Raw genomic sequence first — 26,733 nt, 5'->3', positions numbered from 1 at the left:
CAGTCAATTTGCCGTTTAGGCAGACTGCGTAAATTTGGTTCAGTGTGTCATCAAAATTATTCTACTCCGTACCAATTTTGATATTGCTGTCTCAAGCGCTCAACACGTGCCAATCGCTTGGTATCTTTTGCTTCCAATAAAATAGCCTGGTACCGGTCTACAGAATCCAAACCGGTCTGAATATCATTCCACTCGAAGCTCAGGTTTTTCTTATCCGTCACCAACTGATGTAGATACTCCATATTTTCAGCCACATAATCAAGGTTTCGGTCCATCATCCTGTTGGCTAGCTGCGGTTGTCCCGAACGATATAGACTATCGATAATATCGGCATAATTGATGGCATCTGACATCGCATATACGCGATCGGGTAATTGATCGTATGCTTTTTTCGCTACTTCCCCAGCTTGTTTGACCTGACCATTGGCCAAGAGTATCCGGGCGGCTTTTCCAAATATATCACGGGCGTACATACTTGTAAAGCGAAACGAATCGGTATCCAAATACTGTGCATTTTTAACATTGCCCCACTGATACGTATGCATAATATTGTTATATAATGCTTCCATATTAACTAGCCCGGCCTGCTCATTTCGTTTTCCTGTCGACTGATCTGTAGCAGCAACAGGCATCAATCGGGAAGTAAAGCCCTCATTGACCAGGTATTTATCCAGACCCAATTTAATGTCACTTGGCAACATGTTCGAAAAATATATCGGTCTGTCCCAATGGTTATTTTCAAGCACCGATAACAGGGTTAAATCCGCCCTGGTCAGATGATCATTCGGAATTTCCCATTCCATTGCAGAAACAATAGCATCCTGAAAATAAGCCGGAACCGCATTTTTCTTAACCACCTCCTCTTTATCAACGCGCAATTGGACTTTCTTGGAAGGGAAATAGTTTTCCATATCACCTGAATTCAGCTGAACTTTATACTCCGGATCATCCGATGTGACAAACTGCAATAATTGCTGTATATCCACCGCATTATCAAGCTGTCTATCCACAAAAGGGATATAATCACGAACGCCTTTTTTTGTCTTTTCAGCTGGGATCGTCACGGGAAGACCTGCCGCTTGATACGTCGGCTGCTTCGCCTGCTGCATATACCAATCGCCAGTCAGATAACTTAATACCACAACCCGAACATCCGGGCGTACTCCTTCCACTTCTTGCAAATACCATACAGGAAATGTATCATGATCTCCATAGGTAAATAGAATAGCATTTGGAGCGCAGGATTCTAAATAATTACGTGCCATATCCCTTGCCAGCGATTTTTCAGAACGATTATGATCATCCCAATTTTGATGGGCCAAAATAATGGGACCGCCCAATAAAGCGAAAGAAATACCTGTCGCTAACGCATACCGTGTTTGTACAAAACGATTGAGAAACCGAACAAATGCTATTGCTCCCAGTCCGATCCAGATCGCAAACGCATAAAAAGATCCTACGTAAGCATAATCTCGTTCCCGAGGTTGCATAGGAGTTTGGTTAAGATAAACAACGATCGCTATTCCCGTAAACACAAACAGTAAGGTCAAGACCAAGGTATAAGGTTTATTGTTTCGATACAACCAGATCGCTCCGGCTATTCCCAGTAGCAATGGAAGGAAAAAATAGGTATTCCGGCTCGGGTCATGCTCCTGTGATTGGGATATTTTATCTTGCCCTCCCAAACGCCAATTATCCAATGGTTTAATCCCCGACAACCAGTTGCCGTCACTATAGGTCCCATACCCCTGCCTGTCATTCTGTCTACCGACAAAATTCCACAAGAAATATCGGGTGTACATATCACCCAGTTGAAAATTAAAAAAGAACTTAAAATTATCCGAGAACTGTGGCTGCTGCCCCTCCTTCAAATTGAGGTAACTCCTATAATAAGCCTGATGGGCTCCATCTTGACTATATATGCGGGGAAAGAAAGTTTCCTTATCAAACGTATACTTATCGACCTGACTAAAAGGAATATACCCTGATTCATCTTTGCGATAACCGGTTTTACTCTCGACACCAACGACTTGTGAATCATAATTGGGTCCTTTGAGTAAAGGTTCCCGGATATATTGCTCCCGGCTCAGATAACCCAAAAAAGAAAACACATTGTCCGGCGCATTATTGTTTAACGACGGATTGGCTTTTCCACGGATTAAAACCATGGTATAGGAGCTATAACCAAATAGAATAAAACAAAAGACCAGCAGCCCGGTGTGCAGTGTGTATTGCCGCTTTTTATAAGAATAATATAGCCCATAAACGAGGAAGCACCCCAACAGCAGACAAAAGAAGAAGATGCCTGAGCCAAAGCCCAAACCTAGCGAGTTTACAAATAAGAGGTCTACCTTAGCTGCGAGACCGACCAACCATTGAATAATTCCCCACAAAACAGCCCCCAAGATCAGCACTCCTACCAAGAAAGCTTTTATTGTACCTTTCACACTAACCTGTCCTGCTCTTCTGAAATAGACAACCATCGCTATAGCCGGAATTGCCAACAGATTTAATAGGTGCACTCCGATCGAAAGGCCCATAACAAAAGCAATAAACACCAGCCAACGATCGCTACCTTCCTCATTTGCACGGACTTCCCACTTTAAAATTGCCCAAAAAACAATCGCAGTACACAATGAAGACATCGCATATACCTCGGATTCAACAGCCGAATACCAGAATGAATCACTGAAGCAGAAAGCCATTGCACCAACTAAACCCGCAGCAAAAATTTGGAAATAATTCGATAATTGAACTTTCTCTTGCCTGTTGAGTATCTTTTTGGCAATTGCTGTTATTGTCCAGAATAAAAATGTAACAGTAAGCCCACTGCAGATTGCGGATCCAATATTCATCCAATAGGCGATTTTACCTGCATTACCCAAAGCCAGGTTGGAAAATATATTCTGAATAAGAAGAAATAATGGTGCTCCCGGTTGGTGTGCCACTTCCAGCTTGTAGGCACAGGCAATAAATTCACCACAATCCCACCAGCTTACCGTCTTTTCAACGGTGGCGATATATACACATGTAGCAATTAGTCCGCAAGCAAAGCCGAGTAGAGAATTTAATCTAGTGTACGTCATAAGGTCAATTTGGTCTATTGTTAAAATCCTTTTTAGCACTTTAAGTTAAAAAGTTATCCTGACTCCAATAAGTTAATTAACACTATTTAACACAAGTACCTGACTATAAACAGGCTATTAAACCAAACAGGCTATTAAACCCTGAATATAGAGATCGACCTAAAACCACACGATCGAAATTCTGAACTTATTATAAGCTTTCACAACGAATACTACCCCAAAAAAAAGAGAGCTTATGCGCTCCCTTTTCGTATTATTTTTATGAGTTAGGCTAGTTTTTCAACAATCTTCTTTGTTGGACCAGGATTACTCATCGTATAGAAATGTAATACCGGAGCGCCAAATTTAATCAGCTCCTGACATTGTTGCACCAACCACTCTTCACCTACTTGTCTAACGTCGGCATTCGTTTTACATGCTGAAACAGCATCGCTCAGTTCCTCCGGAATATCTAAATGAAATATCCTTGGTAGGGTAACCAACTGTTTTTTCGTTGTCAGTGGTTTCAATCCTGGAATAATAGGCACATGGATTCCATTGTCCCTACATTTTGTTACAAACTCCTTATATTTTTCAACATTAAAGAACATCTGAGTCACAATAAACTCTGCTCCCATATCGACTTTTTGTTTCAGGTATTTAAAATCAGTATTGAAATTTGGCGATTCAAAATGCTTTTCGGGATAACCCGCTACACCGATGCAAAAATCAGTCTTTTCCGATGTGATAATGTCTTCATGCAGATACTTTCCTTTATTCATATCAGTTACCTGTTCCAGTAGGTCTGTTGCAAAGGCATGTCCACCATCGGTCGGTATAAAATCGGCATCGCCCTTACGTGCATCGCCCCGCAATACCAAGACGTTATCTATCCCCAGAAAGTTCAAATCGATCAATGCATTTTCAGTTTCCTCTTTTGTAAAACCACCACATATCAAATGGGGCACCGCATCTACTTTATATTTATTCATGATTGCAGCACATATCGCCACTGTCCCAGGACGTTTACGATAGGAAACGCGTTCCAGTAATCCACTCGCATGCTCTTTATAGATATAATCTTCCCGATGGTAGGTTACGTCGATAAAAGGAGGTTTAAACTCCATCAGTTCATCCATGGTTTTAAAAATACTTTGGATGCCCTGCCCTTTCGCCGGTGGCAATAGCTCAAAAGAAAACAATGTTTTTCCTTTGGCATTCTGGATATGATCGATAATCTTCATTAAAAAACTGTTTTTAGTTTGGTTGGCTTACATCGAAACGCACACGTCGAGGAATCGTTTATCTACATGTAACTTATCTTTCCCACATGGAGTAGGGTAGAATTTAGCACCTTGAACAATACAGGTTGCTAAGGCTTCAACGGGTCTAGTCCCTCGGCCTTTCTCTATAAGCGTTGCTAATATCGTTTTAAAAAATCAAAAGACAAAAATATTTTTTCGAAAAAGCAAAAATAGCGGCAAAAAGATTGCAATAAATACGGCTTCAGGTTTATTCCCAGGCAACAACAGGAATTTAGGCTCCACCAAATATAAAAGACTCTAAAAAAAGATAAAATTAACGATCGCGGATCATCGACAGCGAAGAGACTGACTACGTCACAACAGGATCGGCTAAAGATTCGTTGCTAGGGAATTCCGTAGATTTTTGAGATAAAATGTAATCAGTAAGAGTCCCGTAACATGGTACTCCTCTTTCGATCCATATTTAAAACCATCAAATAAATATTTGTAGGCGATTAATGCATTTTTTTCGTTGTAAAATAACTCTTTCCAAGAATCGGGAACATCTGCCCATGCCTTGAGCACAATGCCATTCTCAGCATAAATAATGGGTGATTCAACACCATCCATTCGATAATCGTGATGTGTGCCTGAACTTGATATGTGCTGGAAATAAGCGATAGAATAATCTACAAAATTCAATGCCCTGGCTTTTATCTCCATTTCACTTTCTGATTTTACAGGGGCATTTCGCCATAGATTCACTTGGCTATCAAATTTGCTCGGGGTCTCCCGGATAGGGGTTTTATCTAACGCAAAGTTGATATAAAGTTTTTCACTTGTGGGCACACGTGCTGAGCTAAACTGTGAAAAATCACCTCTCAGCTGAACAAAATCGTTTTTTACCTTAACAATATCCAAAGCGAGACTACCCTTTTTCTCATCGGTCAATTCTAATCGATCGCCGTCGAATCTATACTTACCGAAGAGTAGGATATCATCGATCGCCATGACAAACTTATCTTTATCATGGAGGGAGAGAAAGGACCGGTATATCGTAGGGTCATTACCATAGACATCTGCCTCCACATTTTGGGGTGATTCTCTTTTTACTTTATGATACTCCTCATTTGAATAGCCCAATATCATTTGGTAATTGCCTTCAGGAAAGTCCTTTTTCTTCCCAAAGAAAGCACAAGAAGACAACGAGAATAGGAATAGCAGCAGTAATAACGGTTTCAAAATAAATCAATAATTATGGCCAGTAATAATATACAGACCAAGATAAGAAATTACTGCAATAATTCGTGTACCGCTATTTATTTGAATAAGCTTGGGGATATGCTTATTCTTTATAAAGATCCACCAAGCCTTCTGGCAATTCAACTTCAATGATCTCCTCTTCGCCATCGATTCCTAAGATCAAATCATCGGACAATGGGAACATCAGTTCTTTGCCATCCATATTTACCGAAGCGACAAATTGTTGTGGAAATTCCTGAACATCTGTTATTTGCCCCAATTCACCATGGTTTTCATCAATCACTAAAAAACCGATTAAATCAGTATATCTAAAATCATCTGGATCGCGCTCGGGCATCTTATCATTGGAAAGATATAGCTTTTTACGTACAAGTACTTGAGCCTTATCGATATGATCCACATCCTCAAATGTCACATACGCTGTACTATTTTTTTGAAATTTAATGGTATCAACAAAATAAGGAACAAGTTTTTTGTTCACTTCCACAAAGACAACATCGATATTCAAACTCTCGTATTCCTCGAATTCAAAAAATAGTTGTACTTCTCCTTTAAGACCTCTTGTTTTACTGATGTAACCGATGTAAAAGCTTTGATCAATAGTCATATATTTCGTATTTAGCGATTAGCTGTGAGACATGATTTGGCAAACCATTAGCCTATTGGCTGTTTCAAAAAAAGCCGACTCAAGATTGAGTCGGCTTTCTCGAATACTTTATGAAAGAATTAACCTTCAGTTTCTTCTGATGCAGGAGCTTCAGTCTCTTCAGCAGCAGTTTCTTCCGCTACAGGAGCATTTTTAGCAGCTACAGCAGCAGCTTTTTCTTCTTTTTTCTTAGCTTCAGCCACTAAAGCAGCTTTTTTAGCTTCAGCTTTAGTTTGTGCTAAACCATCTTTTTTACCAGAGATTCTTGCATCATTAGCTTCAGTCCAAGCTGTAAATTTAGCTTCAGCAGCAGCTTCATCAAAAGCACCTTTTTTCACACCACCTTGCAAGTGTTTTTTGTAAAGAACACCTTTGTAAGAAAGGATAGCGCGAGCAGTGTCAGTTGGTTGAGCACCTTTATTCATCCAATCCAAAGCTTTTTCAAAATCCAAAACGATAGTTGCTGGATTTGTGTTTGGGTTGTAAGAACCAATACGTTCGATGAATTTACCGTCACGTGGAGCGCGAGAATCCGCTACGACTACGTGGTAAAAAGGACGTCCTTTTTTACCGTGTCTTTGCAATCTGATTTTAGTTGCCATTTTTTAATTTTATTTTATGTATTCAACATATCCCCCGAGCTTCATACTAGAGGGGATGCAAAGATAGTTATTTTTTTCTAATCATCATTATAATTTAATAAAACTTCACTGAAAACGACAGGGTTAGCTCTTTCAACAAGCTCTTTCAACCGTAATACCTGCCCCTTAGACCTTCATCTTTTCTTGCTTCCATACGGAAGCTACAACAAACTTTTCAAAAATCAAGACAAAAAACAGTTCCTTCCTTCAAAAGGACATCTTTACCAAATCGGTAAGCAGGATGAACCGTTTGGGTACAGTACCTTCGAAATAGTCATCGACATTTTTGCCAATTCACTTTTTACTTTCTACCTTCATTCTATGAAATCTGTTGCGCCATTAAAAATACTAAAAGCTTCGGCCGGTTCGGGAAAAACCTTTAGCTTGACTTTACACTATCTCACACTCCTACTCTCCAACGAGAATAGCTATAAGGAGATTTTGGCGGTGACATTCACCAATAAGGCAACCGCCGAGATGAAAGAACGTATCCTCTCGGTACTCCATGGCTTGGCAACAGGCGATCCTAACCCTAAAATTGAAGATTTCAGAAAGCTTTTACTCCAGCAGCAGCCAGACTGGAATCCGCATCTGGTACAAGAGAAAGCTTTTCGGGTGTATCGACGTATCCTACATGACTACAGTCATTTTACCATAAGTACAATTGATGGATTTTCCCAAAAAGTTATTCGCGCATTTACGTATGAACTCAATCTTGATGCTGCTTATAAGATTGAAATGAATGTCAATAAAGTGAAAAATGACCTGACAGTCATGCTTAATCAATTGCTGGATGAACGACCCGACCTACTGGATTGGATTATCGCTTATGCGGAAAAGAAAATAGCAAAAAATGAAAATTGGAACTACCGCCAACAACTAATGGGTTTGGCAAGTCTTATTTTCTCTGAAAATTTTCAGGAATTTGATGGCTACATCAATTCTGCCAATCCAAAGGAGGTTTTTAATCTCCTCAATCAGGAAGTTGAACAGAAGATAAACTCCTTCACGGAAGCGCTCTCCATGACAATTGAAGCCTTTAGTGAAACATTCAGGAATTTTAATATCTCCGAAAGTGACCTTAAAGGTAAATCGCGCAATAAAATAATCTCCGCTAGCAAAACCAATAAAAAAACGGAAAAGCTGAGCGCTTCCGAAATTGCCAAGGTACTGGAAAAGTATCTCCAGTTGATCGACAATGAAGATGCTTTTACAGATAGTGACAAAAATATACGGCATGATCTTATCGCCGCACTCAGCCCCATTCTGGCATCGTTCCAAAAGCTACACGATAATCTATCGGCTTACATTGCTTATCAAGCGGTACAAAGTAATCTCTATTACCTACGCCTGCTCAAGGAAATGAGCGACTTACTGACGCAATGGCGGCGGGATAATGGTGCTCAATTAATTTCCGACTCGCAGATTTTATTAAACAAACTCGGACTTGATGAAAATAGCGATCCAACATTTATCTGGGAGAAGATCGGCAATCGTTTTAACTACTTTTTGTTTGACGAATTTCAGGATACCTCGCGTATTCAGTGGAAAAATTATAGTCCACTACTGATCAATGCATTGGCAGATGCCAAAGGCACAATCAGCGAACACCTGATCGTTGGGGACGTCAAACAGAGTATTTATCGCTGGCGAAATGGGGATTGGCGCATACTCCTGCAACAGGTAGAACAACAGGTTGGTCATACTTTTCACTTAGACGAGGATAGCAGAACCACCTTTATCGAAAACGGAAGCCTTGACACCAATTTTAGAAGTCTTCCAAATATCATCCATTTAAACAATTACCTCTTTAGCAGTATTCCCCAGCATCTGCAACAGGTACTGAATGAAAAAGTATTCGAAAGCCTTGATGAAGAAGGTAAACAGTGGTGGATTTCTACTGGCAATGACACGATGCTGGTCAAAGCTTATGAAAACAGCCAACAGGAAATACCTGAACATAAAAAAGGGAAACTTGAGCAATTAGGATCTATCGAAATCTCTTACATTCCTGTCTCTGATGGACGCTACAGAAGAAATCAGGTTATTGAAGAATCGCTACTCCAACTATGTCAGAAAATAGGCGACTGGCTCGGTAGTGGACGATATCAGGCGCAGCAGATCGGTATCCTGGTACGGAGTAATGTGCAGGCTAAATTGGTTATCCAAAAGCTCATGGACTTCAAAAAAGAGCAGCAGCTTACATTTGAAGTGATATCTGGTGATGCATTATCCTTAGCAAGCAATGATGCTGTACTATTGTTGATCGAAACGTTGAAGGCTTTAGTCTATAATTCGGACAAACATACCATCCATAAAGCAAAGATGGGCTATCTATACCAGCATATTCAAAATAAGACAATCGATCAGAATGCATGGTTAAAATTTGCCGGCAATGACATCCGCGCACTTAAAGATTATCTCCCTGAGGCGCTGATTGACTCCTGGGAAATGGCGCAGAAACAGCCTTTAGTTCATTTAATTGAAAAACTCATTGAAATCTACGGTTTCACCACCACAGACAATATCCACCTCCCTTACCTCCTAGCGTTCAAAGATATGATCTCAGCTTTCTCCACCAATGGCGAACGTGGCATTATACAGTTCCTGGAGTTTTGGGAAGAAGATGGCAACCGGGCGGTGCTCCCTTCCAACGGAGAAATTAATGCGATCGAGGTAACAACAATCCACAAATCAAAAGGTCTAGCCTATGACGTTGTGATGATTCCATTCTGTTCATGGGATCTCGATGGCATGATCAATGGCGATTTTTGGATAGAGACTTCGGATACTCCTTTTGCCCAATTGGGAAAAATTCCAATAAAATATACATCTACAGTCGGCAAATCTGTATTTTTCAAGCAATATTTTGAAGAAATGCTGTTCAACTACATGGATGCCCTCAACACATTCTATGTAGCAACAACACGTGCTGTTGAACACCTCTATATTACGGCACCTTCCTTTAAAGAATCTGTTGACAAAAAAACAGGTGAAATTACAGGATATGATATTAAAGACGAATATATCAGCGATGTGCTCTATCAAGTCTTAGATAGCCCGATAGCTCCGTTTGCACTGGAAGAAAAAGGTGTATACATCGATCAAACGATCGAACAAAAAAAACATCAGGCTCAAAAAGACAATATTATTTCCCTTCGCCATTACCCCATTTCCAAAGAATTAGAAATGGCCTTAGAGAAATCCAGTACACGTAACATCAATGATATTATGATGCTCGAGAAAGCCGCGCAGTACGGCATATTGGCCCACGATATTATGGCTCAAATTTCAAAGGAAGAAGACATCCATAAACTGGTACGCCAACTGATCCAGGAAGGAATCCTTTCCAAAGAGGAAGAGCCTTTTCTCATGCAGGAGATCAATCAGATCTGGAAGCACCCCCTAATCAATAAATGGCTCACCGGAAACTATAAAATCTGGAATGAAGCAAGCATTATTACCGCCAAGGGTGAGACCATTCGTCCAGATAAAGTCTTCACCTCCGTGGAAGAAACAATCGTTCTGGATTTTAAATTCACACAGACAGACTATATCGGGCACAAGTACCAAGTCGACAACTATAAAAAGAATTTGGAGAACCTTGGCTATAACAACGTTAAAGCCTATCTCTATTATGCGAAATCAAATCAATTAACTGAAGTAAAATAATAGCACGATGCAGACAGCCTTTCTAAAATTAGTAGCAGCAGACATTCAAAAACGTTTTGGAAACGATCTGAGTGAAATTGCCATCGTGTTTAATAATAAACGGCCGATTACCTACCTCAAAAAACATCTTGCTGAAGTGTATGGTCAGGCGATCTGGTCGCCGCAGTTTTTTACGATTCAGGAATTTTTCAGACTTTCGACGGATGATACCGAAGCCAGTCCTTTAACCCAATTTTTTCATCTGTTTAATATTCATAATGAGTTATTGGTAGCTGAGGGCAGGCAACCAGAAACGCTGGAAGAGTTCTATCCCATTGCCGAAATTATATTGAGTGACTTCGGTCAACTGGATTATGATCTCGTTCCCATCGAGCAGATCTATCTAGAACTTTATGACAATACCAAAATCGACATTGCTTTTCAACATCTCACGCAAGAACAGCAAGGGTTTATCCGTCAATTTTGGCAGTCCTTTTCTATTGCGGGGCATAGTGGAGTACAAGAGCGCTTTCTTCAACTTTGGAAAAGACTACCGGTATTATATAATCGATTTAAAGAAAAGCTTAAAACAGAAGGCCAAACCAACTATCCAACAATCTACCGTGATCTGGTTGAAGGCAAGGCTACACATCAGCAGTTTGCATCTTCCTTTCAGCATATCCTTTTTGTCGGTTTCAATGCTTTAAATAAAGCCGAGGCAAAATTATTTAGACAATGGCAGGACAAAGGCAGCGCACTATTCTACTTTGATGCCGATGCCTATTACCTGGAGGACACTATGCAGGAGGCGGGACTTTTTATCCGTCGAAATATTTTTCAAACAGGTTTGGTCAATGCCCTTGGCGATAGCCCGAACATTATTGGCAATAGAACCTCTACCGTAAATCTATATGCCAGCACCGGAAAGATCAGCCAAACAAAACTGCTCTATGATATCCTCGAACAGCACCATAAAACGGAACAGACCTCTGCCATTCTTCTAGCAGATGAAAACCTGCTTGTTCCTTTGCTGCAGAGTCTACCCGATGTCAACCCCAACATCACAACGGGATATCCACTGACACAGTCTCCTATTTTCGGTATCCTGGACCTATGGATGGATGTACATTTGGAGATATCACAGTTCAAGAGGCGGAAGATTCCTTATCAGGTCATAGAGACCTTCATCAACCATCCGCTCAGCATGGTTTCTTTAGCAGATAAACTTCAGATCCAAAAAGAGATTGCCGACAAACAGCTCTTTGAGATCGCATTGGAGGAACTTCATCTCAAAAGCTCCCTGCCTCAGTTTTTTGTGCCAATCGAAAATTCGGCGCATTTGATCCCTTCGCTCATTCTGATCGTCGAAGACCTGTTGCATAGCATCTCTTCTCAGGAGCGTATCCGCCAAATTGACAACAACCTCTTGATCGAAACGAAGAAAACGCTGAACCAGCTGCTACTGGGCTTTGAAACAGTTGCGCCCTTAAGCATCAGCTTCCAGATTGGCCTGATTAAAAAAGCAATCGCCCCAATAAATTCGGCGATAGAGGGAGATCCACTAGAAGGAATTCAGATTATGGGACTCTTGGAGAGTCGTTGTTTAAATTTTGACAACGTATATATTCTAGGCGCAAATGAAGGCATTCTACCCAAAACGTCCAATTCACCGACCTTTATACCCAATAGCCTGAGAAGCGCTTATGGCCTCCCCATATTAGAGAATCAGGATGCCCTGTCAGCTTATTTATTCTATCGCCATTTTCAATACAGTGAAGGAATACATATTTTCTACAATGGCTTAGTAGACGAAAGCTCTACCGGCGAAGAAAGTCGCTTTATCAAACAGCTGGAGTTTGAAAGTAAATTTCAGTTTGACCGAAAAATTCAACAACAGACCATCCAATTTGCGGATAAGGCGCAAGAGATTGTCATCGAGAAACGTGGTCAAGTCTGGGAAAAGATGTATCAGGATTTTATCGTCAACCAGAAAAGGATATCTGCAACGGCACTAACAACTTATCTGCAATCCCCGCTACAGTTTTTTTTAAAACACATTGCCGGTATCAAAGAACCACCTTCAATCTCTCAGGAATTTGAGATGAATAAACTGGGAACTGTCATCCATAATGTCATGGAGAAGATATTCCTACCTTTCAAGGGGCAACAGGACTTTACACCGACAACTGTCTTACGGCACGAGATCGACAAAATAGAAGCACAGGTGATTCGAGAAATAGGCCTGCAATATCAGATCGAATTAAAGACAACCCATGATTTAAACAGCCTGCAGCGGATCATGCTGAAGATTGCCTGCGAGTATGTCAAGATGTATCTTGAATATGACATCAACAACTACAAAGCATTTCGGATTATTGAACTCGAGAATGACAACGATTATGTACTGCCCTTTCCTATTGAGATCAATGGAGAAGAACAACAGGTCACACTTTACGGCATCATTGACCGTGTAGATGAGGTCGTAACACACGACGATCGTATTATCAGTAGAATTGTTGATTACAAGACTGGTGGAGACTCGATCATATTCAAAGAAATCGACCAGGTATTTACGCCAAATACCGAAAATAAAGCCATGGTGCAAACGCTATTCTATGCCTATGTATTTGAACAGAAAACAGGAAGAAAACAACTCGAACCCCATCTCTATGTCGCCCGTAAAATGCGGGAAGAAGGGACATTATTCAGTGGTAAAGAGGGAATATTGACTGATGAATTCCTTGCTTTCCAGAAAGAAAATTTTGTCAGATTCCTGCGAGATATTCTTCAGGAAATCTTTAACCCAGATGTCCCATTTCGGCATAACCCGGACTCTATGATTTACCCAAGCGACCCTTATACACTATTCTATCGGGAAGCTAGCAAATGGGGCGATGCAGAAGAATGAATATAGCAAAGACTTTAAGGAGAGGTCAAACTAAATGCTACATATCAAATACATTTTAAAGACAAAAGGGGACATTTTACTGTCCCCTTTCTATATTAACGTTTGTTTCTTTTAATTGCATTATTGGCTCGACGTTTTGCTGTATTAATTTTATAATGGAACCAATGGTCTTTGAAGATCTTTCGCATCGTATTGTCAAAATGCCTTGTGATAAACAGATTACGCGCCCCCTGCAATTTCTCACTGATCGAATTTGCTAACGCCCTAACAGAAATCGAATAGCCCTCTGTCTCATATTGAATATAGTGCCACCAGCCTGCTGGCATATATAAGGTCTCTCCAGGATGGATCACCGCCTCATAGCCCTCCAGATATTTAATTCCGGGATATTCCTCTTCACTGCTATATTTGGGGTTTGCAATACTATGAAAATTGTATGGCAATTTGTACATCAAATCAGATTGATCATTTGGAAAAAGCCAAATACGTTTTAATCCTTGGAATTGAGAAATAAACACGTGTGACATATCAATATCGAAATGATTACGGGTACTTGACCCCTCTCCACCAAAGAACATAAATGGTAACCATTGCAATACCTTACCGCCTGTAACATCGTTATAAATAACATCGTGTTTCAGTTCAGGACGTATCTTGAGTAGATTGAACAAAAACAACCGTAACTCTGTAGGTTCTTTTGTGATCAGATCCAAATATTCTGCAAATGTCATATGGCCAACAGGAGCACTGGCAGCACGGTCCATTGATTCTTCCTCTTTTCCATAGACATCTATCTTTATATCTCCTGCGATTTCCTTAAAGTAATCATAACTCCATTTCTTCCACGCTGGACTTTCTGCACTGATAAAATCTGATATAATTACAGGAAAACCTGGTTTCAGATAATTCTTTAAAAAGTCCTCTGATTGAATGCCCGAAATTTTATCAACTTGCTTTAACTTCACGACTGACTAATTTTGCTTAATTACAAACATAAAAAAAATATTCCTATCAAATTTTAAAAATACTGCCTATGCTTTATTTTTAATTGGAATAAATTATTCCAAGCAATTTAATAGAAATATACTTAAAATCTCAATGACCATCGTCACTTTTATTACATTTTAACATCATCGATTTGACTCGCCACCATTTCTATACCCCTAAAGATAAAAATACAATTCATCTATCTTTTATACAAGATGAACATACCCTACAAATTGATCATCCGGCCAATTCATAAAATTGTCATCGTACCATTCCCGATTCGGAATGATAAAACTCAACAGCAACGCCCGTAAAAGTCTTTACAGATCCTTGCGGATCTTAAACTGCACAAATAACAAAAAAAGGGTCTTAAGAACCCTTTTTTTGTTATTTACCTTATGTTAGGCTATTACTTATTTACCTTTTTGATATATTCTTCAACAGCCATCGTCATACTAGGAGCTTTTGGTGTTGGAGCAGGGATATCTAAAATCAATCCGTGATCTAAAAGTGCCTGTTGAGTAGAAGCACCAAATGCTGCAATCCTTGTATTATTCTGCTTAAAATCAGGGAAGTTATCGTATAAGGACTGTACACTTGAAGGACTAAAGAACACGATAACATCGTAGAAAACATCTTTCAAATCAGTCAAATCGCTTACAACAGTTCTAAAAAGCACAGCCGGTGTAAATTTATAGCCGTTTTGTTGTAACCAATTACTTGTTTCCTCATTGGCTACATCCGAACAAGGGAACAAGAAATTCTCCCCTTTGTGTTTTTTCAGCACCTCTTCAAGGTCTTTCGCGGTCTGTTTACCAAAGAAAATCTTCCGTTTTCTATATTGGATATACTTTTGAAGATAGAGGGCAATCGTCTCTGAAATACAGAAATATTTCATTTCTGCAGACACTTCAAATCGCATCTCTTCACAAATTCTAAAATAATGATCTACAGCATTTCTGCTCGTAAATATTACAGCAGAATAATCTGCTAAATTAACCTTATCCCTACGCACATCTTTGGCAGGAACTCCTTCTACGTGTATAAAACCTCTAAAGTCTAATTTTAACCCGTATTTCTTTGCTAAATCATAATAAGGGGACTTATCGTTTTCAGGTTTTGGTAAAGTCACCAGTACACTTTTTACCTTCTTTGCTCTTTCTACGTCTGAAGTTTGCATATTAACCAGTTTTAGCTCAATAATCTTAACAGTATTAATATTGGTGCTATTTCTAGGCAACAAAGGTACAAAATTAAATAGGAAATTGAAAATTTATACATAGACATAATATGAGTCGCTGTCTTAAGAAATCGATAGAAAAAGAGTAAGGCCGCTCCAACAATAGCCAAATGCAGTACAACTCCTACCGATGTCAAAGGCACAAGACTCAAAATTAATAGTACAGGAAGCATTAAAAAAAGTGTGTTGAAATAAATCAGATACAGCACGGTCACATATTCCTTTACCAACTTTCTAATTTGAAAAACAAAGGATAAGAATCGGATAAATCCGATTTTTAACGCAAACAAAACACCAACCATTCCCGCAGTCTTCATATAATTGGGAAAAGTAATAAAATCGAATCTATTTAATTCATATGCATAAAATAGACTTACAAATAAGCCTATTGCCCCAGAAAATAATATAAATAGAAAAATAAATGGCCAAGATGTCAGGATCGTATCCTCTTTGCTTACAGACAATAAGACCCTATCATCCCAGTACCCCTGAAAAACCAATTTAATATCAGAAGGGAAAAATACCCGAATCAACCCAACACCAAAAATTAATGCGAGAACTGTAAATAAAATCCAGTTTTCACGATGAGCCTTGAGCGTTCCATATTGCCGATCCAAATTGCTACTTCTTAATTTGCTCTGAAAATACTGCTGAACATCAAAATTATAAATGTTATGAATCCTTAAACCTTCCCCGTTCACTGTTACGATCCGATATTGATTCTGTAACGCAGGGTTCAAGGATGCCAAAACTTTCTGGTTTGGTGATTCAACAGAATCCTTTACGATATTTAGACTATCAGTACTAACTGTGCTGCTTTCCTGTACAACCGTCCGAAAAGTCCGCCGCTGCGCATTCAACCCCGTAATTGAAAACAGCAGAAGTACTACAAATAGAATATGATATTTGAAGATAGTTACGCTCATTAAAATGAATTGTCTCTTAACGGTAATGAAATGCTCATGAACCGTCTATATTCGAAACTCTTTAATTGTGGTCGTAAAGTTAGGATAAAAAGTTATATTGCATTCAAAAAATCTTCAGAGAACATGTACAAAGAAATCATACGTTGTCAATGGTGCGGATCTGATCCGCAATATGTCGATTATCACGATAAAGAATGGGGACGACAAGTCCGCGATGACAAAACTTTATTTGAATTTTTGATATTAGAGTCTGCACAAGCCGGCTTAAGCTGGATCACGATTCTTCGTCGAAGAAAGGCATACCAAGAAGCTTTTGCCAATTTTGATGTTGATCAAGTCGCTGCTTATACCAACGAACATGTCGCTAGACTTTTGGTCGATTCAGGAATCATCAAACACAGGAATAAAATTGAATCCACCATTACCAATGCACAGCATTTCAAGAAAATCCAAGCAGAATATGGTAGCTTCTACAACTATTTATACACCTTTTTGCCCGAAAAACAACCGATCGTCAACCACTGGACCAGTCTGCAACAGGTACCTGCAACTACAGCTATTTCTGATAAAATAGCAAAAGACATGAAGAAAAGGGGATTCAAATTTTTCGGTTCTACCATCTGTTATGCTTATATGCAGGCCGTTGGAATGGTGAACGACCATATCGAAACCTGTTCGTTTAAATAAGTTAACCATTAAAATGCGCATAGGTTTCGCAAACACCAATTTATAGGAATCAAAACTGGTTTTCTACCCATAAAAACAGACCGTTAAGAACAGCAATACAACATATGAATCAAATCGACCTAAAACAAAACCAATTGGTATTAAAAGAAAAAAGGGGGCCTCTAATTGCCAGACTATTCATCTATTTACTTACCATATTTTCTATAATTCTACCCCTTGGTGGCGTCACTGTCAATGTATCCAATAGCGGGCTGACAATTGTGAGTGTTATCATGCTTGGCTTATTTGGATTAATAGCATACTATATGCTCCGTGTCTCATTATGGAATACCTATGGCGCTGAAATTATTGAATTTCAAAAAAACAAAATCAACTACACCGCCGACTACCAATGGTTTAAAGGGGGTCAAAAAGAATTTGATTTTGAAAAGATAGACTTTACAATACAAAAATCGGGCTATGAGGAAGATTACAAAGGTGTTTTAGTCATTAAATTTGATGAAAAGGAAATATTTGAAACTGTCTCCAAACTACCGTTATCAGAATTAGAAATTTTACGCATAAATCTGAAAGAATTATACAACGATCAAACACCTGAATAGATCAAAATTCTATAGTTAAAATCTAATGATCACTTGTTAGTACATTAGACTGCTACGTTTTTATAAATATCAGGGAGATTCCGACAAAGACCATTAAAGTCCATACCGTACCCAACCACAAATTCTTTACTTATTTCAAAGCCAACATAGGTCAATTCCTCGAAATGATACTGCAGCGCCTCGGGTTTCACCAAAAGTGCACAGGCAATCACACTCGCTGGCTTTAATTTTTTTACGGCATCCAAGGTATACTTCAGGGAATGCCCGGAGTCGACAATATCTTCTACAATAATCACATCACGGCCTTCAAGATCGATACCAAGTCCTAAAAGCTCGTTTAATTCAGATTGCCCGGTTCCAATATAAGAAGCCAACTTAATAAACGACATCTCACAAGGAACATCAATTTGCTTAAGCAAATCTGCCATAAACATAAAACATCCATTCAAGACGCCTATAAAAACAGGCTGTTTGTGTTCATAACGCAGGCTGATATCAATCCCCATCAAGCGCACTCGTTTCTGAATTTGCTCCTCTTCAAATAAAGGTTCGAAAAGCAATCCGTCAATTTCTATCTTTTTCATGCTAATATTCTTCTTTCAACACAGGCACTATTTGTGTGTGTCGTTTTCTTTTTCCTCTTTTTTACGCCCTAATATCTTGTCAAATAGCGATCGTTTTGGTTTCTCCTGCTCACTAGCCTCCTCCTCTTTCTTTTCTGTTAGATCCATTTGTTTTAGCTTCTTCGGAACAGATACATGCTCAAGATTGTCGGTAGGAGAACTACTTTCGAGACGATCGAACAACAATGGATCATCTCCCATATCAAATACATCAACAGAATCTACCACAGCTGGTCTTGCTGCCCGCAGATGCGGCTGTAGAACAACTTCATAAAAACCATAATTTGAAGTTGTTGAATCCACACTAATCTGCCCTGTTTTGGTCATAATATGACCATATGTATTAAAATAGCGCAACATATTCCCTTTCAGGTGCCCTGTCCAGTCAAAAAAGTTGAGTCCCTTTTTGGGACGCGGAACAATGCTCGACAAAAATATACTTTCTCCAAGCCCTAATTGCGCTGGTGTTTTCCCAAAATAATAGCGTGCAGCTTCGGTAATACCATATACATTATTTCCCCACTCGATGACATTCAGGTAAACCTCGTACATGCGTTTTTTACTCACTTGCTGCGAGCGTTCCATCAGCCATACCAGCAAAATTTCCTCCAGCTTCCGTACAACCGTCTTATTGCGATTTAGAAAAACATTTTTCACCAGTTGCATTGATATCGTACTCGCCCCGCGCTTAAATCCTTTTTCCTTAATGTTTGTAGCAATAGAGAGTTTAAAAGCTTTCTCCTCAAAGCCCTTGTGCTTAAAGAAAAATGGATCTTCGGTATTGATCAAACTAATCTGCATATAACGGGATATTTGATCTATAGGTGTAAAATTAGGATTTTGAGGTCCGACAACAATTTCCCGCATCGGCTTACCATCTTCATAGGCTGTATACGTGAATGGTGTATTTAACATCGCAATATCGGCCTCCCCCCATTTGACAACCTTTAAATCCCTATCATCCATTTTGGAAGAGAAAAGAAGCTTTTCGGGCTTTTTGATTTCGAGAGCAAAGTTCAGATCGTATTGAATATGCCCCTCCACCTGAATACCGTCTAAGCCAGGAAATAATCCAACTGGCATGGCATCAAAAAAGTGCTGCGCCTCTATCCTATCGGTATGAATGGCGAGGAAGAGTTCTTTTTCCGGCTTGTGCACATATTTGATATAAGGAGAAAACACGAAATCTTTGACCTGAACGGTACTTTCTTTGCTCACTTCAATCGATGATGCTCCAATATTCAATGCCCCCTGCATGATGGCCTCAGGAAAGATAACATCTTTACTAGAAATACGCCAGTGATTTACTTTCAGATTTTTAAATCCCCATTGCCCATGCAACTCCAGTAACTCCTTATTTCTTCTATGAGCCTTGTCCAATCGGAAGGATATTTCATCAAAACTTACCGCGAGACCAAATTTGCGCTGTAATAGTGGAAGATTTACCTCCTTTTTATCGGAAAAAAGACGAAGGTCACATTCTTGATTATCTGAATCAATCGTTCCGGTCAGATTCCAGGCCGCCTCATGGTCATTTAACAGAAACTTGGTTTCCATATCTCCGCCGTCTATCACAGCAGAAGGAATTACAATGCGTTGTGAAGTACTGTCGTCACGATAGGAAAGCTCAAGGTTCTTGAGATCGAGGTCATTTGGAATCTTAAAAAATACATTTTTCAACAATCGATCTGCCAAGGCCGCCAGATTCTGCTTTGGGTTATCATTTTCAACAGTATCCTTTTTCTGCTTCTTGAACAGGAAATCGTAGTTACTGATCGAATCCTTTTTAACAAGAGAAACCTTCCCATTATCTAAAAGAACTTGTCCTAACTTCACATCCCCAAATAACAAAGGCCACAATTTTACAGACACTGTCAAATCATTGATTTGAGCCAATTGATCTCTATTTTTGGGCAATAGCTGTATATTCTTAAACTGTACGGCATTAATCCCCTGGAAAGCATAATATTGAATCTTCAATTCCATATCATACTTTTCAAGCAACTTCGCTTTCGCTTTGTTGATTGCTCCCATGAGCATGGCATCTCTTTTCTGATAAGCATACGTGCCTACTGCGATCGCCAAAACCAAAATAGCAGCTAAAGCGATATAAAGCCATCGCCATTTGCGGGACTTAAAAGATGTTATAAATCGATTGAACATAATTATTACTTAATGCAAATTCGTGCATATCAACAGTCAAACTTAGATAAATTTGGCTGCATATACAATTATAATTCACTGAAACAAGGATGGCCTTTATCCCTTTCTACAGTCCGACAAAATTATTTAGAAAACAGGTTGGTTACCCGAAAACGAAAATGTACTGGATAACGGATCTTTCCTAAAGATTAGGAGTACGATACAGTAATCTTAATCCCATTAAAAACAAAGAAATGACATGAAATTGATCCGCAATGAGTAGTTTTGTAATCCATGATTACAAATGAATAATAGATGGTTACCAAAGAACAAATATTAAATGCATTATCCTATGTTGAAGAGCCTGATTTGAAAAAGGATCTTGTAACATTGAATATGATTCAAAATATCGAGATCGAAGGTGAAAAAATTTCTTTCGATGTCATTTTAACTACACCAGCTTGCCCGCTTAAGGACCATATTGAGCATGCCTGCCGAAACGCCATAGCCCATTTCATCGACAAAAACCTCGAAGTTCATATCAATATGACTTCCAATGTGATCGGGAAACAAGGCGCGCAAGTGTCGGGTATTAAAAACATCATCCTGGTATCTTCAGGCAAAGGTGGAGTTGGTAAATCTACTGTCGCTGCAAATCTTGCACTTGCACTCCATGCTAAAGGAGCTAAAACAGGTCTTTTAGACGCCGACATCTATGGGCCATCGCTTCCAATTATGTTTGGCCTAGAAGGTGCCAAACCGGGTTCGATAGAAATGCCAAACGGCCAGGTTAAAATTGAACCGCTTGAAAAATTTGGGCTGAAATTACTTTCAATAGGATTTTTCACCGATCCAAACCAACCTATTCCATGGCGTGGACCGATGACGACCTCGGCCATCAAGCAGCTTTTTAACGATGCACATTGGGGTGAACTGGATTATTTGGTTGTTGATATGCCTCCGGGCACGGGTGACATCCATATCACCGTATCACAGACATTCCCGATTGCCGGTGCTGTGATTGTCACAACCCCACAGCACGTTGCCCTGGCTGACGCTGTCAAAGGAATCGGAATGTTCTTAATGGATAGCATCAATATTCCATTATTGGGTGTCGTGGAAAATATGGCCTATTTTACACCAGCTGAACTGCCAGAGAATAAATATTATATTTTTGGTAAAGATGGTGGAAAACGTCTTGCAGAAGAATATAAAGTTCCTTTCCTTGGTGAAATCCCTTTGTTAAAAGGCATTTCTGACGCAGGAGATAATGGTTTCCCTGTTGCCATAGATACCGAAGATCCTGTAACGAAATCATTTTTAACGATCGCAGAGAAAGTTGCCCAGCAACTTTCCATTATCCATAGCCAAGGGAGATAGTTAGTTAATAGTACGCTCTTGCGCTTCACCATAAAAAGGCTTTCATACGTATGAAAGCCTTTTTTATGAAATGTCATCTAATGATTAGATAGCAAGCTCCAGCAATACCGGGCAATGATCGGAATGTACCGCATCCGGCATTATACTGGACGATTTGATTTGTTCCGCCAAAGGTTTTGAAACCATATTATAATCAATACGCCAGCCCAAATTCTTTGCACGAGCCCCTGCGCGATAGCTCCACCAACTGTAGTGGTGTGGATCAGGGTTTAAATGGCGGAAAGAGTCAATATAACCCGAATTAATAAAATTCTCCATCCATTCGCGCTCTTCCGGAAGAAATCCCGAAGAATTTGCATTTGATTTTGGATTGTGAATATCGATGGCACGGTGACAAATATTATAATCACCACAAACGACCAAATTCGGTTTTTCGATCAAAAGCTTATCGCTATATGACTGAAAATCCTCCAAAAAACGGTATTTAAAATCCTGTCTCACATCTCCTGTTGTACCTGATGGGAAATAGGTACTCATCACGGAGACCTGATCAAAATCAGCACGGATAATACGTCCTTCAAAATCATAATCTTCATGGCCGCAACCATACTCAATATGCTTAGGTGTGATCCGCGTAAACAAGGCGACTCCGCTATAGCCCTTCTTTTGAGCTGGATACCAGTAATGCTCATAGCCCATCTGCTCCAACAAAGCAATTTCGGGAATCTGATCCGGTGTAGCTTTAATCTCCTGAAGACATATGACATCCGCATTTACAGTTTTCAACCAGCCTAACCAATCTTTCTTCAAGGCTGCACGTAAACCATTCACATTATAGGTTACTATTTTCATTTTTTGAGTATTGAGATTCTAAATAATAGGAAAAAAAGCGCTTCAATCCCTGATTTGCGACTTCATAAAAACATTAATAATCCTTAGAAGAGAACAGATCACCGATTTTAGAAAAGATACCAGTCTGAGGTTTTAGACCTTTCAGTTCCCGCTCTAAGTTTAACGCTTCTCGCCTCGTTAGCACATGCATGTTCATCTTTTGGTCGACTTCTGGTCTATCGTGCTTATCTGTTTTCACAGCTGCAATCTGATCGATAACATCCACTCCCTTGACCAACTCACCAAATACAGTATAATTCCAATCCAAATGAGGTGCACCACCAATAGTTGTATAAGCCTGACGCTGTGCTTCCGAAAATTTCTTACCATTCATCCGTGTTTGCTCCAAACGATTAAGATCTTCAGGTGTGAATACCTTTCCCTGAACAAGATAAAACTGAGAACCCGAAGAAGCTTTTGCGGGGTTGTTATCCCTAGCCGCTCCAATGGTCCCTTTTTTATGGAACAAACCGTCCTGAATCTCTGCAGGAATGGTATACCCTGGTCCTCCATTACCCAGCTGCGCTCCTCCAACTGCATTTCTTGAGTCAGGATCGCCTCCCTGGATCATAAAATTCTGGATGACGCGATGGAACAAGGTTCCATCGTAGTATTTACTTTTTGCTAATTTCACGAAGTTATCCCGATGTTTTGGTGTCTCATTGTACAACCGCAGCACACAGGTCCCCTTGTCAGTGACGATCTGTACATATTTAAACTCGGGTTTAGCCGCAAATGCCAAAACCTGCAAAAAGCAGAATACTGCTATTAAACTAGCCTTTAAAAATCTCATCTGTTAATAATTATATGTTCCCATTTAGAACTTCCTATCTTTTCATTTGTGTTATCTTCTAGATAACGTTTAACTCTTCAAAATAATTTATGATCAAGGACTTCATAATCAGTTCTTGCTCCAAAAGAGTATAGTTAGGAATAGGTTTTACCAATTCCCAATGTGGCCACCCTTCTTCATCCAGACCTTTCAGATTATAAAATCCCATAGCACTGAAAAGACGACACGTCGCAATGTGCATCAACTCTTCTTTTTCTCGTTTTGAGAATTTTTGGGCACCTTTGCCCAATTCCTGAACACCAATAAGGAATAAACAAACCTTGATGTCAGGCTTTTCCATATCGAATAGCGAAGCAATTTCATCCTGTAGGATGTTCCACTTCTTGTTTACTTCTGCTGCCTTCATTTTTTTGTTTTAAACAAACTAAGATAAATTTACGATGATTTGCAAGCAAATTAACGCACAGATAAATATAGTTATGCTGTTGGATTCCCTCCTTTGGCAATAACCTCTGCACAACGTTGATCAATCATCTGAAACACGGGATCGAACAAATTATCATCAAAATATGGATCAGGAACAACATCATCTCCCAAAAACAATTTAACTTTGTGCAGATCTTCCTTATCAATCACCTGAGCGCATACATCTGCATAGTTTTGTCTATCCATTACAAATATAAGATCGTATTCGGAAAAAAATTGCGGTTTGAAATGCCGAGCCCGCTGACCGGAAATATCGACACCATATTTCTTTGCAATTGCTATAGCTCTACGATCGGGGGCTTCACCAATATGCCAGTCGCCTGTACCCGCCGATTCAACGACCCAGTTTAATTGATTATCTGCTGCTTTTTGTTTCAATATACCATGTGCAAGGGGAGAACGACAGATATTTCCCAAACAAACCATTAAAATCTTCATCTCTATAATTTTTAAAAGCTATCAAAGAGTAACAATACCACGCTATGATCCAACTAAACGGCGCAAAGAACGCGATTAGCCGACATAATCAGGTTTTCATGCTTGTCAATAGCAAAATATGTAATAAATCACAAGGCCAGAAAGGCCCAGCATAAAAAGTGCTGGAACTGTATCGGCACTTCATTCCGCAAAATAGCTAAACTAAAATGATTAAGGAAACAACCGGCTTAAAATTGACTTACTTCTTACCAAGTGTCCTAGCTTTCCCATAAAGTCCTTCTGATTCCGGATCCACCGCCAGCAATGAAAACAGACGGGAGAACTTTGCTGTCCAATACCCCAATTCAATGAAGCCAATGAGACTAAACACTTTTCATTAAACCAAATGTAACGAGCTGAATGATATCGTCATAAAAAATACGATCAATAACACAAAGCATAAAAAAGGTGGCCTAACCTTACGGTTAGAACCACCTAAACTATATTAATCAACCAATTCTTAATTCAATGCTTAATATTCTACAGGGAAGCTCAATTGAACAGCACCACCTTGCGGAGATACTCCTTTCAATCGTACAATATTGCGTTGCGTTGCACCAAGCGCTGTTTCAACATCATCTACTGTATTGACCGCTTTTCCATTCACCTCTGTAATGACCAGTCCACGCTCTACACCGAAATAATCAAAGATACCACCACGGTTCACCTGAGTTACAACAACTCCGGAATTTACGCCCAATTCCTTTTTCTTCTGAGCTGAAGCAGGAATAAAGCTTGCTCCTAATTTATTATAGATCTCCGTTGCACTTTTCGAAGCTTTTCCGCCAGTGCTTGCAGTCTTTAAGGATTCTTCGCCTTTCAATGTCATGGTTACTTGTTTCTCTTTACCATCACGTTTATAGGTAACGTTCACCTTATCTCCAGGACGCGCACGGCCTATAGTTTCACTTAAGACCGGTGAACCTGTAATCACTTTTCCATTGATTTTTGTCAAGATATCTCCTTTTTTGATACCGGCAGCCTCTGCAGCACCGCCACCAACTACATCTTGAACATATAAACCATCCACATCTGTAAAACCTTTTTCCTTGGCCAATTCAGGTGTTATTTCAGTATAAGTAACACCTATATAACCACGTTTTACATTACCGTATTCGACAAAGTCATCAACAATCTTTTTCACTAAATTAACTGGAATCGCAAAACCATAACCCGCATATGTTCCTGTTGGAGAGGCTATGGCAGAGTTAATACCAATCAATTCTCCTGAAGCGTTAGTCAAGGCTCCGCCACTGTTCCCTTTGTTGATAACCGCATCTGTTTGAATAAAGGATTCGATCGCTGAACTTACAGGGATTTGATCCTGTCCACCACCAAATGGATTACCACGTTGTTGTTGACCTTCATTCAAAATACCAATCTGACGACCTTTAGCACTAATGATACCTGCGGTCACTGTAGATTGAAGTCCAAGTGGGTATCCGAAAGCCAGTACCCATTCACCGACATTGACATTATCTGAGTTACCCAATTTGACAACAGGAAGGCCCTTACCTGATACTTTCAACAAGGCTAAATCTGTGTTCGGATCACGTCCGATCAATTTGGCTTCAAACGTACGTTTGTCTGTTAATACGACTTCTATTTTATCTGCATCTTCAACGACGTGGTTGTTGGTTACAATATAACCATCATCAGAGATAATTACACCTGATCCGGATGCCTGTATAGGTTGCGATTGCATTTGACGACGTCCACCACCCTGTGGCATCCCAAAAAACTCTTCAAACATATCGAACGGAGAACCTTGCGATTGCTGCGACCCCTTACGACTATATGTTGTTTTAATATGTACAACCCCAGGTGATACCGCCGCTGCAGCTTGGGTAAAATCAGGGTTACCTGTTGAGGACATCACCCCAGTTGGATTGTTTGCGAAATAAACCTTTTGTTTGTCTTCGAAAGACATACCATCAAACTTCTTATTCTCAATAAGCTTGTAACCTCCTAATGCTACCGCTCCACCGAAAACAGCTGTTAATAGCGTTAAACCGACCTTATTCATAAACTTATTTTTATTTTAAAATGTCTTATAAGCTGATAACTTTTGCTCTTAAAAT

20 protein-coding genes and 1 riboswitch are annotated in these 26,733 nt (G+C 39.6%); of the genes, 5 read left to right on the top strand and 15 right to left on the bottom strand.

Features of this window, described 5'->3' with window-relative positions:
* Positions 1 to 56: 56 nt before the first annotated feature.
* From L1283_RS13100 to L1283_RS13080, 5 genes are all read right to left on the bottom strand, one after another.
* Positions 57 to 3,086 carry a protein O-mannosyl-transferase family gene (locus tag L1283_RS13100; RefSeq protein WP_429626236.1) on the bottom strand — a complete coding sequence of 1,010 codons (3,030 nt, stop codon included), beginning with the start codon at positions 3,084 to 3,086 and terminating at the stop codon, positions 57 to 59.
* Positions 3,087 to 3,352: 266 nt separating this feature from the next.
* Positions 3,353 to 4,309: a methylenetetrahydrofolate reductase [NAD(P)H] gene (gene metF, locus L1283_RS13095; protein WP_088163184.1), complete on the bottom strand. Its 957-nt coding sequence runs from the start codon at positions 4,307 to 4,309 to the stop codon at positions 3,353 to 3,355.
* A gap of 70 nt (positions 4,310 to 4,379) precedes the next feature.
* Positions 4,380 to 4,482: riboswitch (SAM riboswitch) on the bottom strand.
* Between the two features lie 217 nt (positions 4,483 to 4,699).
* Complete coding sequence (locus tag L1283_RS13090; protein ID WP_157698588.1) at positions 4,700 to 5,551, bottom strand: hypothetical protein; 852 nt, start codon at positions 5,549 to 5,551, stop codon at positions 4,700 to 4,702.
* A 103-nt stretch (positions 5,552 to 5,654) separates the two neighbouring features.
* Positions 5,655 to 6,179, bottom strand: coding sequence for a ribosome maturation factor RimM (rimM, locus tag L1283_RS13085; protein ID WP_075994448.1), 525 nt, complete (start codon positions 6,177 to 6,179; stop codon positions 5,655 to 5,657).
* Positions 6,180 to 6,298: 119 nt separating this feature from the next.
* Positions 6,299 to 6,820, bottom strand: a complete 522-nt coding sequence (locus L1283_RS13080; protein ID WP_075994449.1) for a 30S ribosomal protein S16 — start codon at positions 6,818 to 6,820, stop codon at positions 6,299 to 6,301.
* Positions 6,821 to 7,003: 183 nt separating this feature from the next.
* Between L1283_RS13080 and L1283_RS13075 the strand changes: the two genes are divergently transcribed.
* Both L1283_RS13075 and L1283_RS13070 read left to right on the top strand, forming a co-directional pair.
* Entirely contained in the window at positions 7,004 to 10,531 is a 3,528-nt protein-coding gene (locus L1283_RS13075; protein WP_429626232.1) for a UvrD-helicase domain-containing protein, read from the top strand.
* Positions 10,532 to 10,538: 7 nt separating this feature from the next.
* Positions 10,539 to 13,418 carry a PD-(D/E)XK nuclease family protein gene (locus L1283_RS13070; protein ID WP_429626230.1) on the top strand — a complete coding sequence of 960 codons (2,880 nt, stop codon included), beginning with the start codon at positions 10,539 to 10,541 and terminating at the stop codon, positions 13,416 to 13,418.
* 95 nt (positions 13,419 to 13,513) lie between these two features.
* Here the strand turns inward: L1283_RS13070 and L1283_RS13065 are convergent, their stop codons facing one another.
* From L1283_RS13065 to L1283_RS13055, 3 genes are all read right to left on the bottom strand, one after another.
* Positions 13,514 to 14,383 carry a cupin-like domain-containing protein gene (locus L1283_RS13065; protein ID WP_286734407.1) on the bottom strand — a complete coding sequence of 290 codons (870 nt, stop codon included), beginning with the start codon at positions 14,381 to 14,383 and terminating at the stop codon, positions 13,514 to 13,516.
* A gap of 431 nt (positions 14,384 to 14,814) precedes the next feature.
* Entirely contained in the window at positions 14,815 to 15,585 is a 771-nt protein-coding gene (locus tag L1283_RS13060; protein WP_075994453.1) for a uroporphyrinogen-III synthase, read from the bottom strand.
* 11 nt (positions 15,586 to 15,596) lie between these two features.
* Complete coding sequence (locus L1283_RS13055) at positions 15,597 to 16,571, bottom strand: DUF4271 domain-containing protein (RefSeq protein ID WP_429626227.1); 975 nt, start codon at positions 16,569 to 16,571, stop codon at positions 15,597 to 15,599.
* A 123-nt stretch (positions 16,572 to 16,694) separates the two neighbouring features.
* Here L1283_RS13055 and L1283_RS13050 point away from each other — a divergent pair, with 123 nt between their 5' ends.
* On the top strand, positions 16,695 to 17,258 hold the full coding sequence (locus L1283_RS13050) for a DNA-3-methyladenine glycosylase I (RefSeq protein ID WP_429626225.1): 564 nt from the start codon (positions 16,695 to 16,697) through the stop codon (positions 17,256 to 17,258).
* A gap of 104 nt (positions 17,259 to 17,362) precedes the next feature.
* Positions 17,363 to 17,860 carry a hypothetical protein gene (locus tag L1283_RS13045; protein WP_286848900.1) on the top strand — a complete coding sequence of 166 codons (498 nt, stop codon included), beginning with the start codon at positions 17,363 to 17,365 and terminating at the stop codon, positions 17,858 to 17,860.
* A gap of 44 nt (positions 17,861 to 17,904) precedes the next feature.
* Here L1283_RS13045 and hpt read toward each other — a convergent pair whose 3' ends face one another.
* Positions 17,905 to 18,444 carry a hypoxanthine phosphoribosyltransferase gene (gene hpt, locus L1283_RS13040; RefSeq protein ID WP_429626223.1) on the bottom strand — a complete coding sequence of 180 codons (540 nt, stop codon included), beginning with the start codon at positions 18,442 to 18,444 and terminating at the stop codon, positions 17,905 to 17,907.
* 27 nt (positions 18,445 to 18,471) lie between these two features.
* Positions 18,472 to 20,646 (bottom strand): transglycosylase domain-containing protein, encoded by a 2,175-nt coding sequence (locus L1283_RS13035; RefSeq protein ID WP_429626221.1) that lies wholly within the window; start codon positions 20,644 to 20,646, stop codon positions 18,472 to 18,474.
* Between the two features lie 294 nt (positions 20,647 to 20,940).
* Between L1283_RS13035 and L1283_RS13030 the strand changes: the two genes are divergently transcribed.
* Positions 20,941 to 22,005 carry an Mrp/NBP35 family ATP-binding protein gene (locus tag L1283_RS13030; RefSeq protein ID WP_286848895.1) on the top strand — a complete coding sequence of 355 codons (1,065 nt, stop codon included), beginning with the start codon at positions 20,941 to 20,943 and terminating at the stop codon, positions 22,003 to 22,005.
* An 84-nt stretch (positions 22,006 to 22,089) separates the two neighbouring features.
* Here L1283_RS13030 and L1283_RS13025 read toward each other — a convergent pair whose 3' ends face one another.
* The 5 genes from L1283_RS13025 to L1283_RS13005 all read right to left on the bottom strand — a co-directional run bounded on the left by L1283_RS13025 (position 22,090) and on the right by L1283_RS13005 (position 26,678).
* A complete protein-coding gene (locus tag L1283_RS13025; RefSeq protein WP_075994460.1) occupies positions 22,090 to 22,857 on the bottom strand; it encodes an exodeoxyribonuclease III in 768 nt (255 codons plus the stop codon).
* Between the two features lie 73 nt (positions 22,858 to 22,930).
* Positions 22,931 to 23,689, bottom strand: a complete 759-nt coding sequence (locus L1283_RS13020) for a peptidylprolyl isomerase (RefSeq protein WP_088163194.1) — start codon at positions 23,687 to 23,689, stop codon at positions 22,931 to 22,933.
* Positions 23,690 to 23,747: 58 nt separating this feature from the next.
* A complete protein-coding gene (locus L1283_RS13015) occupies positions 23,748 to 24,095 on the bottom strand; it encodes a hypothetical protein (RefSeq protein ID WP_075994462.1) in 348 nt (115 codons plus the stop codon).
* 71 nt (positions 24,096 to 24,166) lie between these two features.
* Positions 24,167 to 24,613, bottom strand: a complete 447-nt coding sequence (locus L1283_RS13010; RefSeq protein ID WP_075994463.1) for a low molecular weight protein-tyrosine-phosphatase — start codon at positions 24,611 to 24,613, stop codon at positions 24,167 to 24,169.
* A gap of 511 nt (positions 24,614 to 25,124) precedes the next feature.
* Entirely contained in the window at positions 25,125 to 26,678 is a 1,554-nt protein-coding gene (locus tag L1283_RS13005) for a Do family serine endopeptidase (RefSeq protein ID WP_088163195.1), read from the bottom strand.
* Between the last annotated feature and the right edge of the window lie 55 nt (positions 26,679 to 26,733).

This window comes from Sphingobacterium sp. HSC-15S19 (assembly GCF_050433745.1).
Taxonomy (GTDB): Bacteria; Bacteroidota; Bacteroidia; order Sphingobacteriales; family Sphingobacteriaceae; genus Sphingobacterium; species Sphingobacterium siyangense.
This window is presented reverse-complemented; position numbering and strand designations above follow the sequence as displayed.